A 14,028-nucleotide genomic window follows, 5' to 3' on the forward strand; every position below is an offset into this window, starting at 1 on the left:
TTAATATTATACTAAAGTCTCAAGATGCTGCCGTATTCATTAAAATAGATGAACCTTTTTATCCCCCCTTTTAACAAAAACTATTTTCTCCAATCATATTTTTCATCTTTTGAAAGATCTAATTTTTTATTATTTATTACAACAACATCATCATTCATCCACTCTATTTCCGCTTTGCTTTCATGATAACAATTATAAATTAGTTTTTTAGATGTTCCATTTATCAGATAGGCTTTAATAGAAAAATCCACAGTTGCGTCAGGTTCTGTTCTATATATTTCAAGAGTATACATTCCATTAGGTGAGGTAGAAACCTCTAAAAGTGTTTCTTCTACATTCATTGATATACAACCACTAAAAAAGCAACAAATATTGATCATTACCACAACTAAGAAACACCTAAATGGAACGGCAGTTCTAATGTCTTGCATTTATTATCCTCCTCATAAAGCATAATTCCATACATAATATTTAATTGATCTCGCAAATCGTCTCCATTTGAAACCAAAACACCTGGTATGGTAGATGTTCCAGCTTTTATTTTGCAGACCTCGGCTTATAAAAGCGTTCTGCGATTTCCCGAAACTTCTTGTCCAGCTCATTCAGATAGATATTTGCAAGTATTGGAGAACAGATACCACCCTGCGGGGAACCGCTGTAAGTGGCGTTGTATTTCCAATTCTCGATATACCCAGCTTTCAAAAACTGGCGAATGATGTTCAGAAAACGACTGTCCTTGATTTTCCTGCTCAAAATCTCAATCAATTTTTCGTGATTGATGTTATCAAAACAACCTTGTATATCGCCCTCGATAAACCAGACCACGCCTGTGAAGTCAGAAGAAATCTGACGGAGTGCGGTATGACAGCTTTTGCCCGGTCTGAAACCGTGGGAGTGGCTGTCAAAGACAGGTTCATAGATAGCTTCTAAAATCATTCTGACAACTTCTTGCAGGAGCTTGTCACGGAAAGACGGGATACCCAGCGGACGGAGCTTTCCGTTTTTCTTTGGAATATACTCACGCCTTACAGGATTAGCCTTGTAGGTTCCGTCCTTTAGTGACTGGATTAACTCTTTTACATAGAAGTCACTGAAACCGTCTGCGGTATCGTCGTCGATACCCTGTGTTGTTGCACCTTTGTTTGCATAAAGTTTCTGATAGGCGGCGTAGTAAATATCTTCACGAAGTAAGTATCTGTAAAGTCTTGTGAATACGCCGTCTTTGTGTTCGCTGGAACACTTTTCAATACGCTCTAAAATTTCAGATGTCGGTTTCATTGAGGTTTCTCATAAACTGGCGATAAGCATCTCATTATCGAGTAGTTCGGATAAATAGTCCAACCACATCATTCCGACATCTTTAGACATCTTTTTTGTGTACTTTTAACCGCATTCTCCAGCGCGATTGCCAATCCTTCGCCTGAATAGGTTTTTAGTCGTTTTGCAATTGTTATTGCTCCCGGCCAATTGATATCCTGCAGCCATTCTAATAATTGAGACAAATAAGGTTTTAATTGCATATCAGATTTTTCTGATAAAATGTTTGCGCACTGCTCCCAAACCGATGGAGGTGCCGGCGGCTGAATCAACAAAGATAAATCGTCGATCTTCTTTGCGAATTTTAGCCCTTCTAATTGAATTTCATCCGGATTTTCCCAATTAAGCATTTTATATATTGCGGTCACATCTTGCATATTCATTTCCCCATCCCATTTTACAACAACAGATTTAACCGCGGTCGTCCAAACTGAAGATGCGCCAGCATTGTGCCCATCTTCAAGCGTTCCGCCGTTGCTGCAAGGGCGAAGCGCAGGTCGCGGAACACATCAATGGCGTTCTGGCAGTGCGGCTAATCTGGATGACGGTGTTGCGCTTGGCCGGTGAGCAGATCTAATCGGTGATTCAGCCCGTCAGCGTTCGTTTCCAACTCCGCCGTAGCCTTCTGCGGTAGCCAGAACGTTTCATCTTTGAACACAACATCGCGGAACACTTCCCGTTTTCATCGCTGTAAAGAAGAATTTCTCTCTGCGTTTTCTCCAGTATTTCTCATAATATTCTTAAAATAAGAACAATTTTAATCATATTGTACATGATTTTTTTAAATCTTACAACCCAAAAAGAGACGCGGGCGGAGAAAAGATTTTCCGCCCGGCCTGTATCACCGAGTCAACCTCTCCGCGTTAGTCAGCCAAACCTCGTCAGTTTTATGATCTAGAACATCAATTTTCCACCAGCAGCACGCTTTTTGCATTTAGCTTCCATACGATTTCTCTGTCTTGTTCACAAACACATGCCCTGTTTGGAAGAAAAAAACAATCTATGTTTCAAATTTTTTTGAAGTACAGAGCAGCAGTATTTCCTGTATTTTTCGTACTGCAGAACGCCTCTGCAACCTTTGCAAATTGCAAGGTCAGAGGATATGCGGCGAAACAAGAAGAACTTGATTTCTTTTTAGCTTTATGATTTATTCAATAAAAATAAAAAATGAAAATTGACATCCGCAAAAAGAATTGATACAATTTAAATATTAAATATCAAAAAAACGCAGAACTTGTAGTAAATAAAACCTTTTTGCTGCAAATCCGAATATTAAAAGCGCCTGACACCAAAGGCTGTACCCTACCTGATATCAATTCACGAATACAAGAGACGATTGAATTTCTTTATTAAGGCCCAAAGCAGATGTGTTTTCTAACTGCTGGAGATTGTGAAAATCAGCGTGCCAAGGCTCTCTGTCATTTTGCGGCTCTACCGGCATTTTTGTAAATTCAGCAGCAAAGCCATCGGCGGCAGCTTTAAAAACTCCGACACGGAAATTGGCATCTAACGCGCAGGCGATCCGTTTCCAGCCTGTGCCCACATGGAAAACCCCCGAGGCGACTCGGACGCTGTGCAGCACGCACTGGCCGAGTTGCTAAAATGGAGGACTTCTGAAAATCGGCTGCGGACGTTGCACGGCTTCTGTTTGGAACGCAAGCTGACAAGCACCGCAAATTTACATAGCCAAGGCACTGCTACGAAGTGCAGATGGGATGCAATATGGACAAGACGAAAGAATATTATGCAAAATCCAAAAACGCAGAGGGTCACCAGGAAACTGTACAAGCACATTTGCAGAATGTCGCCGATTTGGCGAAAAAATTTGGAACGTCTTGCGGGCTGGATCCTGCCGCTCGACTGGCAGGACAGACACACGACTTCGGGAAATATACCTTATTGTTTCAGGATGTCATCAAGGGCATCCGGACAGGGATCGACCACGCTATGGGCGGCGCTTGCTTCTTAGAAAATGTTTATAAAGGCAGCGCCGGCATTCGCCCCGTGATTGAAGCCGTCAATGGCCATCACGATGGTCTTGTGACATATGATGCCATTAAACCGGAACTGCACGCCATGGTGGATAAAACCAAAAACGCCCGGGGCAATGACGGAAAAACGCCGTCCATTGAAAACGTCGACCAACTCAAGGAAGCGGCACGGGCATTCACAGCGGATTTCCCTGATTTCCGTCCGCCGCGGCTTCCCGCTCCGCCCACTGCCGAATTGGAGTCGATGCTGTATACCCGGATGCTGTTTTCCTGTCTGGTAGATGCGGACTATACGGCCTCCGCACTAAATGACGACGGCGCCTATCTGGACCGCGCAGAGGACAATTATTTTGAGCCGCAAATGCTTCTGAAAAAGCTGTATGCCTACCGGGACAACATCAAACAAAAATCCACGGCGGATAGAATCCTGAACGCCTATCGGGACGAGGTTTTTGACCAATGCGGAAAAATGGGTGAGAAACCCGAAGGACTCTATACGCTCACAGCCCCTACCGGAACCGGAAAAACACTCGCGCTGCTGCATTTTGCCTTGCGGCACTGTGCGCAATACGGCAAAAAACGGATTATCATTGTCCTTCCGTTCCTGACGCTGGCCGAACAAAATGCGGCAACTTATGCAAAAATTGTTCCCGGCGTTTTGGTGGACCACAGCCAAAGCGACCTGCCGGATAAGGCACGGGAACTGGCCGCCCGGTGGAGCGCACCGGTTATCATCACCACTTCCGTTCGTTTTTTTGAATCTCTATTTTCAGACCGGCCTACCGTATGCCGCAAGCTTCACAACATCGCGGACAGTGTTGTGGTGTTCGACGAGGCGCAAAGTCTGCCTGCCAATCTGACCTCTGCCACACTTCGAACGGTAAACGAGCTGTGCGCCCGATACCACACCACCATGGTGTTCTCTTCGGCGACGCAGCCGGATTTTTCTGCCCGAAAAGACCTGGATTGGACACCACGGGAGATTCTCCCGGAACACGCAAAAATGTTCAAAGCTTTGCAGCGGGTGGATGTGGAATGGCGCATCCAGAAAGAAACGCCCTTAGCGTCCATCGCAGCGGAAATGGCTAAGCAGGATAGCGTCTGTACGATTGTCAATCTGCGCCGCCATGCGCGGGCGGTCGCCAGTGAACTGTCCCGACTCTGCCCAGAAGATACGGTCTTCTTTCTTACAACGGATTTATGCCCGGCCCATCGAAGCAGACAAATCCAAACCATTCGCGAGCGGCTGGACAAGAAGCTGCCCTGCCGGGTGGTGGCGACGCAGTGCATCGAGGCCGGGGTAGACCTAGACTTTGGGGCCCTGTACCGTGCACTGGCCCCGTTGGACGCCATCGTTCAGGCCGCTGGACGATGCAACCGAAACGGCCGCGACCGGGCGGGTCATATGGTCGTTTTCTGCCCCGAGGACAGCCGCATGCCCTATCCGGATGAATGGTACAACAATGCTGCAGCGACGGTGCAGGAGATGGAACCGCCTTTTTCGATCCATGACCCGGAGAAGATTCGGGAATACTACCAGCGGCTGTTTGACGACGCGAAAGACAAGGCGAAGCTGCGAAAAGCCATCGAGGCTCGATCTTTTGCGCAAACAGCAGCGGAGTACAAGCTGATCGAGAACACCGGCGCGCAAGTCATTGTCCCTTATGCCGGAGCGCAGGAACTGTATGCGCGTATCGCCGAACAGATGCGGACGATGGGGATCACCAGTGCGCTGCTGAAGGAGGCCGCCCCCATCACCATGACCTGCTTTGCCAAAAATTTAAATATCTATGCGGAAGAAATCCCCTTTGCCCATCACGGAAAAAAATCCGTAGGCGATCAAATTTCGGGCAGCCATATCTATCTGCTTCGTCCGCAGTATGAATCCTTCTATTCTGCGGAATTGGGGCTGCATTTGCCTCAAGAGAATCAATTTGACTCCATATTTTAATTGCAGCAATGCACTAATTATCCAAAAGGCAGATAATTAGTGCATTATTATTGTAAAAAATGATTGACAAAATGTAGATTGTCAATCATACTGTTATTATGGCTAATTTAGCCGACGGGTAGAAAAATTAATAGAAAAAAGGATCAAATTATTTGTCTGCTCTGTTCTCTAAATGAGGCAGAGCACACAAATCATGGAGGTGAATTGTATTTGAGAGAAATCAACATTGAGGTTTGGGGAGACTTTGCCTGTTTCTCAATGCCCTTCGCACGGGTGGAAAGGCTGACTTACCCATTCCCCACCCCCTCTGCTGCCAGAGGAGTCCTCTCCGCGCTTTATCTTAAGCCGAAGGAGTTTCGCTGGCAAATCAATCGCATTGAGGTGCTGCATCCCATCCGTTACATCAATTTCAAGCGCAATGAGGTCAAGTGCACCGTTGGTTCAGAGCCCATCTTCACGGATGAGGAACGAACCCAGCGGCAAACGACCGCTTTGCAGAATGTGCGCTATCGGATTGCAGTATCCATTGTGCCCCGCCCGGCCTTTACGGGGAAAGAGGCGCAATTGTACGAGCAAGCCCTGCGGCGCATCCGCGGAGGAAAATGCTATTTTCAGCCGTCGCTGGGGCTGCGGGAGTTTGCCTGCTATTTTGAGGAAAGCGACGGCACACGCCCGCCCATCCAGGCGTCTTTGGACGCGGGACTGATGGTTTACGACCTGTTTACACCGGAGGATGTGGCGGTCACCAAAAAAACAAAAATCCAAATGTCCCTGTTCCACGCAGTCATGAAAGACGGCGTCATTTTGATTCCGCCCTATGACAGCCCGGAGGTTTTGAAGGGAGGCAGCCTATGCTGAAAGCGCTCTATGACTACGGGGTGCGCCGCCAGTTGGCGCTGCCGCCAGGGTTTGTAGAAAAAACCGTCAAAGCCTACATTTCTCTCTCTGAAAATGACGACCAGTTCCATATTTATCTGGGAGACAGCGAGCCCGTCCCCTGCCCAGACATCGGCAGTCTGGCTAACGGCAGGAACAAGAGCAATGTCTTGGTGGAAAAGCGCTCTGTTGTGATTCCTGAAGGCCCCAGCGACAAGCATGCTTTTTTCCTGACAACACTCCGCGACGCAGCGGAAGCAGAGCCCCTGCTGAAAACCTGCGTCCATGCATTGGAAACCCCAGAGACCGCAGCGGCCATCCGAACGGAATTAGACCGGGCGAAAATTAAGCCGGGAGATCGCATTTCCTTCCGGGTCAATGGGCAATCTGTGCTTCGGTCTGAACAGATCCGCCATTGGTGGCAGGAATACCGAAAGCAGTTTTCCGGTGGAGAGGAGCGACCCTCAGCGCTGTGTCTGATCACCGGCGAGCCGACGGTACCCATGATCACCACCACACCCATACAAGGATTGCGGGTGGTCGGAGGCCACGCAAGCGGAGATGCACTGATCTGCTTCGACAAAACGGCCTTTTGCTCTTACAACCAGAAAAAAGCGGCCAACGCTCCGATCTCCGAGGCTGCTTTCTGCGTGGTAAAGGCGGCGCTGGACGACCTGCTCAAGGATGCGCCCATCCTGGCAGGCATGAAGTTCGTCCACTGGTTTGACCGGGAGATCGTTCCGGAGGAGGACCCGCTCCGCACCATTGATCTCGGATTCGAACCGCCGGAAGAAGAGGAAAAAGCCCCCATCAATCTGTTTGAGAGGCGGCGCAGCGCAAACAAGGTTCCCGAAAGCGTCTATTCCGGACAGGCTGCCCCCGATTTGGACAGCGCATCCTATTACATCTTGCTGCTGAGCGGTGTAAACGGCCGCATCATGATCCGCAAGTATGACCGGGGCAACTACGCCGATTTGCGCCGCAGCCTACAGCTGTGGTATGACGATCTGGCACTGACCAATCAAAGCGGCACCGGAAACATCCGGCCCGCAAAACTGACCGCGCGTCTGCTTCGCCTTTTGAAATTCCAAAAAAACGACAGCCGGCCTTTTGACAGGCTGTCGAAGGAGCTGGCCGGGGTCACGCCGACAGTGATCCAGGCTATTCTGTCAGGCGGACGTCTGCCGGATGCTATTGCAGCAAAGGCCTTAGCCTATATCCGTTCCGAGCTGCTGGCAAACGACGACATCGGCACCCAAAGCACCCAAAATAACCTGCCCAACAGTCTGGCCTGTCAATGGCTGAAGGTTTGGCTGCTGCGCAAAAACCGAATCTATCATCAGGAGGTACCGATCTTGGAAGAATATAATTTCAACCTTTCCAACGCCGCCTATCACTGCGGCGGATTGATGGCTATTTATGCAGCCATCCAGAAAAAGGCCATGCCCGATGTCAACACCGGAATTGTGGAGCGGTATTATGCCTCCGCCATTCAAATGCCTGCACTGGTCATCGGCCAACTCAGCAGCCGTTCCAATCACCATTTAGAAAAGATAGAGAACAACCGGCTTGCCGAGAAGTACCGGGAAAAACTGCAGGAAGTCTCCGTTGCCCTGGGGACAGATATCCCTGCCACGCTGGACCTGGAGCAGCAGTCCTATTTTGCCCTGGGCTACTATCAGATGGGCGCAAAACTCAATCAGGAGAAGATTCAAAACGCTGCCGCTAAAGAAAAGGCGGCTGAAGAATAAGAGGAGGGCATATCATGGCTATTCAGAACAGATACGAATTCCTGTATTATATCGCGTGCACCAACTGCAACCCAAATGGCGATCCTGACATGGGCAATATGCCCCGGATTGATCCCCAGACCATGCAGGGGTTCATCACCGATGCCGCTACTAAGCGCCGCATCCGCAACTATGTGGAGCTCGCCCACCGGGGTGAACCCGGCATGAACATCATCATCCAACAGGCCACCAACATCAACCGCCATATTGCCGAGGCTAAGCGGGCCGCCGGTGTGGAGAATTGCGCCAAGGCCAAGGAGGCTGTTTACGCAGGCAGGCAAAAAGCCTGCGAGCTCTTCTACGATGTGCGCACTTTCGGCGCGGTCATGTCCACAGGTCCCAATGCCGGACAGGTGCGAGGCCCTGTACAGATCACCTATGGAAAAAGCCTGGATCCCGTCCTTCCGCTGGATATTTCCATCACACGCATGGCGGTTGCGGACAAGATAAAGGATGACGCCACCGTAGAAGACTATAAAGCCTGGGAAGATGCCCAGTCGGAGGATAAGCTCCGCACCATGGGCCGCAAGCAGATCATCCCATTTGGTCTGTACGAGGTTCGTGGATTCGTAAGCGCCAATCTGGCCGAGGAAACAGGATTTGACCAAGCGGATCTCAATATCCTTTTTGAGGCTATTTTGAACATGTATGAGCATGACCACTCCGCCAGTAAGGGCGAGATGGCCGTGGTTTCTCCGCTGATTATTTTTAAGCACATCGGTACGGATAGTGACGCGGCTCAGAGGGTTCGCCAAGCAAAGCTGGGCTGCGCCCCAGCCCACAAGCTTTTTGATCTGGTGAAGGTCGTCAAAAAGGACAACGTGTCTTATCCCCGAAGCTATCGAGATTACACCGCCGTGATTTCCCTGGACAAGGTGCCCAAAGGCGTGCAGGTGGGCTTCAAGCCCAGCGCTTTTGAGCCGGTAGTTTGGGATGCACTTCCCGCAGACGAAGACTGGTTCCGCCATGGATGATCACGATCCGATCTCCCTTTCTCTGCTGTCCCAAGCCGGATTTTGCCTGCGGCGGGCTGCGCTGCTGACCAACGAGCAAGTCTGGTTAGAAAACGCAGACACCGCCAAAGGCCGGGCCGAGCACGAGCAGGTTCACACCCAGCGGATCGAGCGCCGGGGAAACTCCGCAAAGCTGTATGAATTTCCTGTTTTTTCCCAGGTTTTGGGGATCGCCGGAAAATGTGACTGCATCGAGGCAGAAGCCGCCCCCCAAGGATGCCGGATAACCGCACTGGATTTTCCAGTGCGGCTATATCCCGTTGAATATAAGCACGGGCGACTCCGGTCGGAACGGGAATATGAAATACAGCTTTGTGCGCAGGCCATGTGCCTGGAGGAGATGTTTCAGACACAGATTCCGGAGGGAGCCATCTACTATATTACCTCCCACCGCCGATACCCGGTTTCCTTTACGGCGGAGCTGCGCAAACTGGTAAAAACGACGATTCAAAAAATTGAATTGCTCCGCCGCAGTTTTTCCATTCCGCCGGCAGAGTACGGCGCAAAGTGCAGGGCCTGTTCCCTGCAGGAGCACTGTTTGCCCGATGTACAGCGCTCTGCTTTGGGATATTGTACCCAGCTCCGCAAAGAGGCGATGGAGGATGACGAACTATGAAAAAGCTGCTGGAAACCCTGTATATCACGACTCCGGAGAGCTACCTATTTGAGCGAAATGGAAATATCTGCATTTCCATCGGCGGCACAGAAAAGGCCTCTGTTCCCATCTCCCAGGTAAGCTCCATTGTTCTGTTCGGGAAAAATACACTTTCCACAGCGCTGCTGTCTTTCTGCTCAAAAAACGATGTGACCATTACTTTTCTCAGCGAAAACGGCTTTTTTCTGGGACGAGTATGCGGCCCGGTCAGCGGAAATGTGTTGCTGCGAAAGCGACAATATGAAAGCCTGGCGGATGCAGATTTTGCAAGCCGATTTGTCAGAGATCTATTGTTTTGCAAGATCCGAAACAGCAAGGCCGTGCTGATGCGGCACGCCCGTTCCGCCTCTGATGCATCGGTAAGGCACGCCCTCTCTGATGCCGTGTCCGCCTTGACTGACATCGCTCAAAAGTTGGATTCCTGCACGGACATCGATGCCATGCGAGGACTGGAGGGTGCTGCAGCATCGGTCTATTTCTCCCAGTTTGACGAATTACTCTCCAGTCCAAAGGGGTATCGTTTCACTGTGAGAAGCCGACGACCTCCAATGAACGAAGTCAACGCGGTGCTATCCTTTGTCTATACACTGCTGGCCCATGATGTTCGTTCTTCTATGGAGGCCGTGGGGCTGGATCCCGCCGCCGGATACCTGCACACACTCCGTCCGGGACGTCCATCCTTCGCCCTGGATTTGATGGAAGAACTTCGGGCCGCGCTCTGTGACCGGATGGTCATTTCGATGTTTAACAAGGACCAATTTCAGGCGCAGGATTTCAGCACGGACTTTGAGGCCGTGTACCTCAGTGAGAGAGGACGGCGAAAGGTTCTGGAACAATGGCGCAATAGAAAACGGGAGTCCATCCAGCACCCGTTTTTAAAGGAAAAAATCCCCATTGGGATGATCCCTTATGCACAATCCATGCTGTTCGCCCGTGTTCTGCGTGGAGATCTGGATCGATACCCACCGTTTATGTGGAGGTAATGGCGTATGATGCTGGTCGTAACCTATGATGTGGATACATCGAATACCGCCGGACAGAAGCGTCTGCGTAAGGTCGCAAAGATTTGTGAGCGCCACGGGATGCGCGTGCAAAACTCTGTATTTGAGGTGCTTGTGGATGCAGCGCAACTGGTTTCTTTGAAGAATGAGCTGAAAAAAGCCATTGATATGACACAGGATTCCGTTCGGTTCTATCGATTGGGCAACTCCTATGAAAATCGTATCGAAACCATGGGTAAAAAGCCTCTCGTAGAAGCCGGAAGCCCACTAATTTTTTAGCGCCGCCCTCTCCCAAACACAATTTCACGGGAGATTGGCGCAAATGTTCTCAGCGATTCACGCAGTTTTTCGTGGCACCATCCGGTTGTGCGGAAAAGTTCCGAGAAAAGCCGTGTGATTTTTGGGGAATTCGCCGCAAAAGCTGACACTGATTTTGTGATGAATTGCCGTCGCCCCTCACGCAGGGGCGTGAGTAGAAATCCATCCGGATAGATTTTATATCGCGTATTGTACGTCGCCCCTCACGCAGGGGCGTGAGTAGAAATAAGGCCAAGCCGCCTGCGGCGGCGCTGCGCGGCGTCGCCCCTCACGCAGGGGCGTGAGTAGAAATCCCAATTTTTCGCGCTTCTTGCGCGAAAAATCCCGTCGCCCCTCACGCAGGGGCGTGAGTAGAAATTACCAGGCTGGCGCACTCCGGCCACACAAAACGCGTCGCCCCTCACGCAGGGGCGTGAGTAGAAATAGCCAAAAGTCAAGGCCAAGCCGCTTTGCGGCGCTGGTCGCCCCTCACGCAGGGGCGTGAGTAGAAATTTGTGCAATTGGGGGCCTATCGGGCTGGTTCGCCCGTCGCCCCTCACGCAGGGGCGTGAGTAGAAATTTACTTTCTCTCACGCTCATGCGCTGCTTGAGCCGGTCGCCCCTCACGCAGGGGCGTGAGTAGAAATTTGTGAAGGCCGCGCCGTGCGCGCGTCCCTCACAAGTCGCCCCTCACGCAGGGGCGTGAGTAGAAATAATTTTAATTGGATTTGGTATTGTGCGGTGTTTGTCGCCCCTCACGCAGGGGCGTGAGTAGAAATACCTCGCCATCTTCTTCCCCATCTGTTGCCGCGCCGTCGCCCCTCACGCAGGGGCGTGAGTAGAAATACCTCGCCATCTTCTTCCCCATCTGTTGCCGCGCGTCGCCCCTCACGCAGGGGCGTGAGTAGAAATACCTCGCCATCTTCTTCCCCATCTGTTGCCGCGCGTCGCCCCTCACGCAGGGGCGTGAGGAAAAATTTGATATCTGCAATGGATGTGTTTGCTTGATTGCAGAGCATTTGTTTTGTTATGTCAAAACTTTTTGAGTAAATTTAATTATTTACTATTTACTTTTTAAATTTATTTGTTTATTATATAGTGACAGGTTATTTTGCAATATTTGTTAATTGCTGTCAAATGGTGGCAAAATTCGTACAGAAAACCGCAATAGCGGTAAAATGAAGGAGAAGTATATTATGAAGTGCCCAAAATGCGGAACGGAACACAATTTTGCATTTTGCCCGAATTGCGGCTGCAAAGCGGATTCGGCTACGCCTGAACAGCAACCAAGTACGCCGTTCTTTTCGCAGCAGCCCAATAGTCCGGCGCCTACACAACCCGACCCGTCCTATTCTATGCCGACTCAAGTTGCACCAAAAAAGAAAGGGTTAAGATGGTGGGGAATCTTACTCATTGTTTTAGGCGCGCTTATCGGCGCACTGATTCTTTTCTTTTTGTTTATAGGGATTATTGGAAGCGTTTTCGGCAGCGATACCAGTAGTATGGAGTCTCCCACAAACTCATCCAGCGATAACATGTCAAGTGTTGTTTCGGAACTGCCGCTACCTGAATCGGAGCTGTCGCCGCCCGAATCGGACCCGCCGCTATCCGATTCGGAAATCGATCAGTTTTTTACCAATCCGAATCAATTTAAAGGACGAACCGTTACTTTAATTGGGAGAGTATTCGTTTCTCCCGAAAAAGATGAAGATGGAATTTATTTTCAAATGTTCGCCGATCCCGAAAACTATGAACGAAATGTAGTTGTTTCCTATCAGGATTCCGATGCTTCGATTGCCACAAATGATTATGTAAGAATCACCGGGACTGTACACGGAAAATTTAAAGGCAAAAATGCGTTCGGCGCATCTGTTACTGCGCCATCTGTTTTTGCAGATTCAGTTGAAGTGTTATCATATATGGAAGCTGTTGTGCCAGCACTTCGCATTATTGAGCCAAAAGATTGCACACAAGAACAATGTGGATATTCTGTCACGGTTGATAAAATTGAATTTGCGGAAAAAGAAACTCGTGTTTATCTTACAGTTCGGAACGGCGGATCTGGAAACTTTTCTCTTTATTCCTTCAATGCAAAAATCATTCAGAATGGGAAGCAATATGAGGAAGAAATTAACTTCGCTGCTGATTATCCGAAAATCCAAACCGATCTTGCGCCGGGTGTAACGACCGAAGGAATTATTGCTTTTTCGGCAATCGAACAAGCAGATTTCAAGCTTACATTTGATGCTTATTCAGATAATTGGGAAGAGCAATTGGATCCATATAGCTTTGATATTCCAGTAGAATAAAGAAGACGCAAATTACTGCTATTTAATGAAAATGGTCCCGCCGACTTACACAGGGACCTTGCGATGGATGTAAGATACGTCGCCCTGCCAATAATTCATAATTGTGAAGAGGACGCCTATATGGCGCTTTTTGGGTCAATCCCAAATTCTGTGTAAACGCTAAATCGTGGTGCAAAATAGAGCGAAATAATTTTAAGGCGGGAGCAGCGCAAGCTGCTCCCGCCTTGTCTATAAAATAACAGCACTTCGAGGGTATGTCAAGGGCGGAGGCGTCAGCCTCCGCCCTTGACATACCGGTGTGCAGCCGGTCAATCCGGCATACGGTCGGCAAAAAACACAGCCAGCTGCGCATGAATCAGGCTTCAGTCCGATAAGGTAAGATAAGTTGCGCAAATTGAAAAGAGCAAAAAAGAAGACATAGCTTGCTGTCTCCTTTCGAATGTTTGTGTTGTGACTTCATTCTACCAGAGCCTGCAAACGGTGTCTTCTTTTACGTGCTTTTCTTTTTGAGCAACTTATCTTACCTTGTCACAAATCATTATGCCTTATAACCTATGCAACAAATTTTTTTGATAGTTCAACATGGCACAGGATTCATTAAGTCTAACGTATTCGATACCAGAGCGGAAACTGGTTTCGCTCTGGTATCGAAACAAGCACTACTTTGCAATCAGACTGCACACTAAATCCAGCGACGGAACGAACACGTACAGCCGGAAGGAGTTCAATACCGACGTCGCAGAGTGGCAATTCATGACGGACGCGTATCCGTATAGCAGCGACAACGCGTCGAAAACTATCGCATATGGCTAGCTACCACAGTATGTG

General features: G+C 49.4%; 12 protein-coding genes, 1 pseudogene and 1 CRISPR repeat array. Of the genes and pseudogenes, 9 read left to right on the forward strand and 4 right to left on the reverse strand.

Annotation, left to right across the window (positions count from 1 at the left end):
* Positions 1-80 precede the first annotated feature (80 nt).
* The 4 genes and pseudogenes from IAG03_RS06265 to IAG03_RS06280 all read right to left on the reverse strand — a co-directional run bounded on the left by IAG03_RS06265 (position 81) and on the right by IAG03_RS06280 (position 2,860).
* The gene (locus IAG03_RS06265; protein ID WP_249319153.1) at positions 81-431 is read right to left on the reverse strand and encodes a DUF5412 family protein; all 351 of its coding nucleotides are present in this window, start codon (positions 429-431) and stop codon (positions 81-83) included.
* 112 nt (positions 432-543) lie between these two features.
* Positions 544-1,278, reverse strand: a pseudogene (locus IAG03_RS06270) (reverse transcriptase domain-containing protein); the annotation flags it as partial.
* A gap of 68 nt (positions 1,279-1,346) precedes the next feature.
* On the reverse strand, positions 1,347-1,700 hold the full coding sequence (locus IAG03_RS06275; RefSeq protein ID WP_249319155.1) for a DUF5071 domain-containing protein: 354 nt from the start codon (positions 1,698-1,700) through the stop codon (positions 1,347-1,349).
* Between the two features lie 929 nt (positions 1,701-2,629).
* Positions 2,630-2,860 carry a hypothetical protein gene (locus IAG03_RS06280; protein WP_249319157.1) on the reverse strand — a complete coding sequence of 77 codons (231 nt, stop codon included), beginning with the start codon at positions 2,858-2,860 and terminating at the stop codon, positions 2,630-2,632.
* A 179-nt stretch (positions 2,861-3,039) separates the two neighbouring features.
* On the opposite strand from IAG03_RS06280, the gene cas3 reads away from it, so the two are divergent.
* The 9 genes from cas3 (at position 3,040) to IAG03_RS06325 (ending at position 14,013) form a co-directional block, all read left to right on the forward strand.
* Positions 3,040-5,259 carry a CRISPR-associated helicase Cas3' gene (gene cas3, locus IAG03_RS06285; protein ID WP_249319159.1) on the forward strand — a complete coding sequence of 740 codons (2,220 nt, stop codon included), beginning with the start codon at positions 3,040-3,042 and terminating at the stop codon, positions 5,257-5,259.
* Between the two features lie 210 nt (positions 5,260-5,469).
* Entirely contained in the window at positions 5,470-6,117 is a 648-nt protein-coding gene (gene cas5c / locus IAG03_RS06290; RefSeq protein WP_249319161.1) for a type I-C CRISPR-associated protein Cas5c, read from the forward strand.
* Entirely contained in the window at positions 6,111-7,886 is a 1,776-nt protein-coding gene (gene cas8c, locus IAG03_RS06295) for a type I-C CRISPR-associated protein Cas8c/Csd1 (RefSeq protein WP_249319163.1), read from the forward strand. Before cas5c ends, cas8c begins: the two co-directional genes overlap by 7 nt.
* 14 nt (positions 7,887-7,900) lie before the next feature.
* The gene (cas7c, locus tag IAG03_RS06300; protein ID WP_249319165.1) at positions 7,901-8,899 is read left to right on the forward strand and encodes a type I-C CRISPR-associated protein Cas7/Csd2; all 999 of its coding nucleotides are present in this window, start codon (positions 7,901-7,903) and stop codon (positions 8,897-8,899) included.
* Complete coding sequence (cas4, locus tag IAG03_RS06305) at positions 8,892-9,554, forward strand: CRISPR-associated protein Cas4 (RefSeq protein ID WP_249319166.1); 663 nt, start codon at positions 8,892-8,894, stop codon at positions 9,552-9,554. The genes cas7c and cas4 overlap by 8 nt, the downstream gene beginning before the upstream one ends.
* Complete coding sequence (gene cas1c / locus IAG03_RS06310) at positions 9,551-10,576, forward strand: type I-C CRISPR-associated endonuclease Cas1c (protein WP_249319168.1); 1,026 nt, start codon at positions 9,551-9,553, stop codon at positions 10,574-10,576. The genes cas4 and cas1c overlap by 4 nt, the downstream gene beginning before the upstream one ends.
* Before the next feature lie 6 nt (positions 10,577-10,582).
* Positions 10,583-10,873: a CRISPR-associated endonuclease Cas2 gene (gene cas2 / locus IAG03_RS06315; RefSeq protein ID WP_249319170.1), complete on the forward strand. Its 291-nt coding sequence runs from the start codon at positions 10,583-10,585 to the stop codon at positions 10,871-10,873.
* Between the two features lie 168 nt (positions 10,874-11,041).
* Positions 11,042-11,869: direct repeats of the CRISPR family, unit length 33 nt; unit sequence CGTCGCCCCTCACGCAGGGGCGTGAGTAGAAAT.
* 218 nt (positions 11,870-12,087) lie between these two features.
* Entirely contained in the window at positions 12,088-13,200 is a 1,113-nt protein-coding gene (locus IAG03_RS06320) for a DUF4352 domain-containing protein (protein ID WP_249319172.1), read from the forward strand.
* 582 nt (positions 13,201-13,782) lie between these two features.
* Positions 13,783-14,013, forward strand: a complete 231-nt coding sequence (locus IAG03_RS06325; RefSeq protein ID WP_249319174.1) for a hypothetical protein — start codon at positions 13,783-13,785, stop codon at positions 14,011-14,013.
* The last annotated feature ends 15 nt before the right edge of the window (positions 14,014-14,028 follow it).

Source organism: Yeguia hominis (assembly GCF_014384705.1).
Lineage (GTDB): Bacteria > Bacillota > Clostridia > Oscillospirales > Acutalibacteraceae > Yeguia > Yeguia hominis.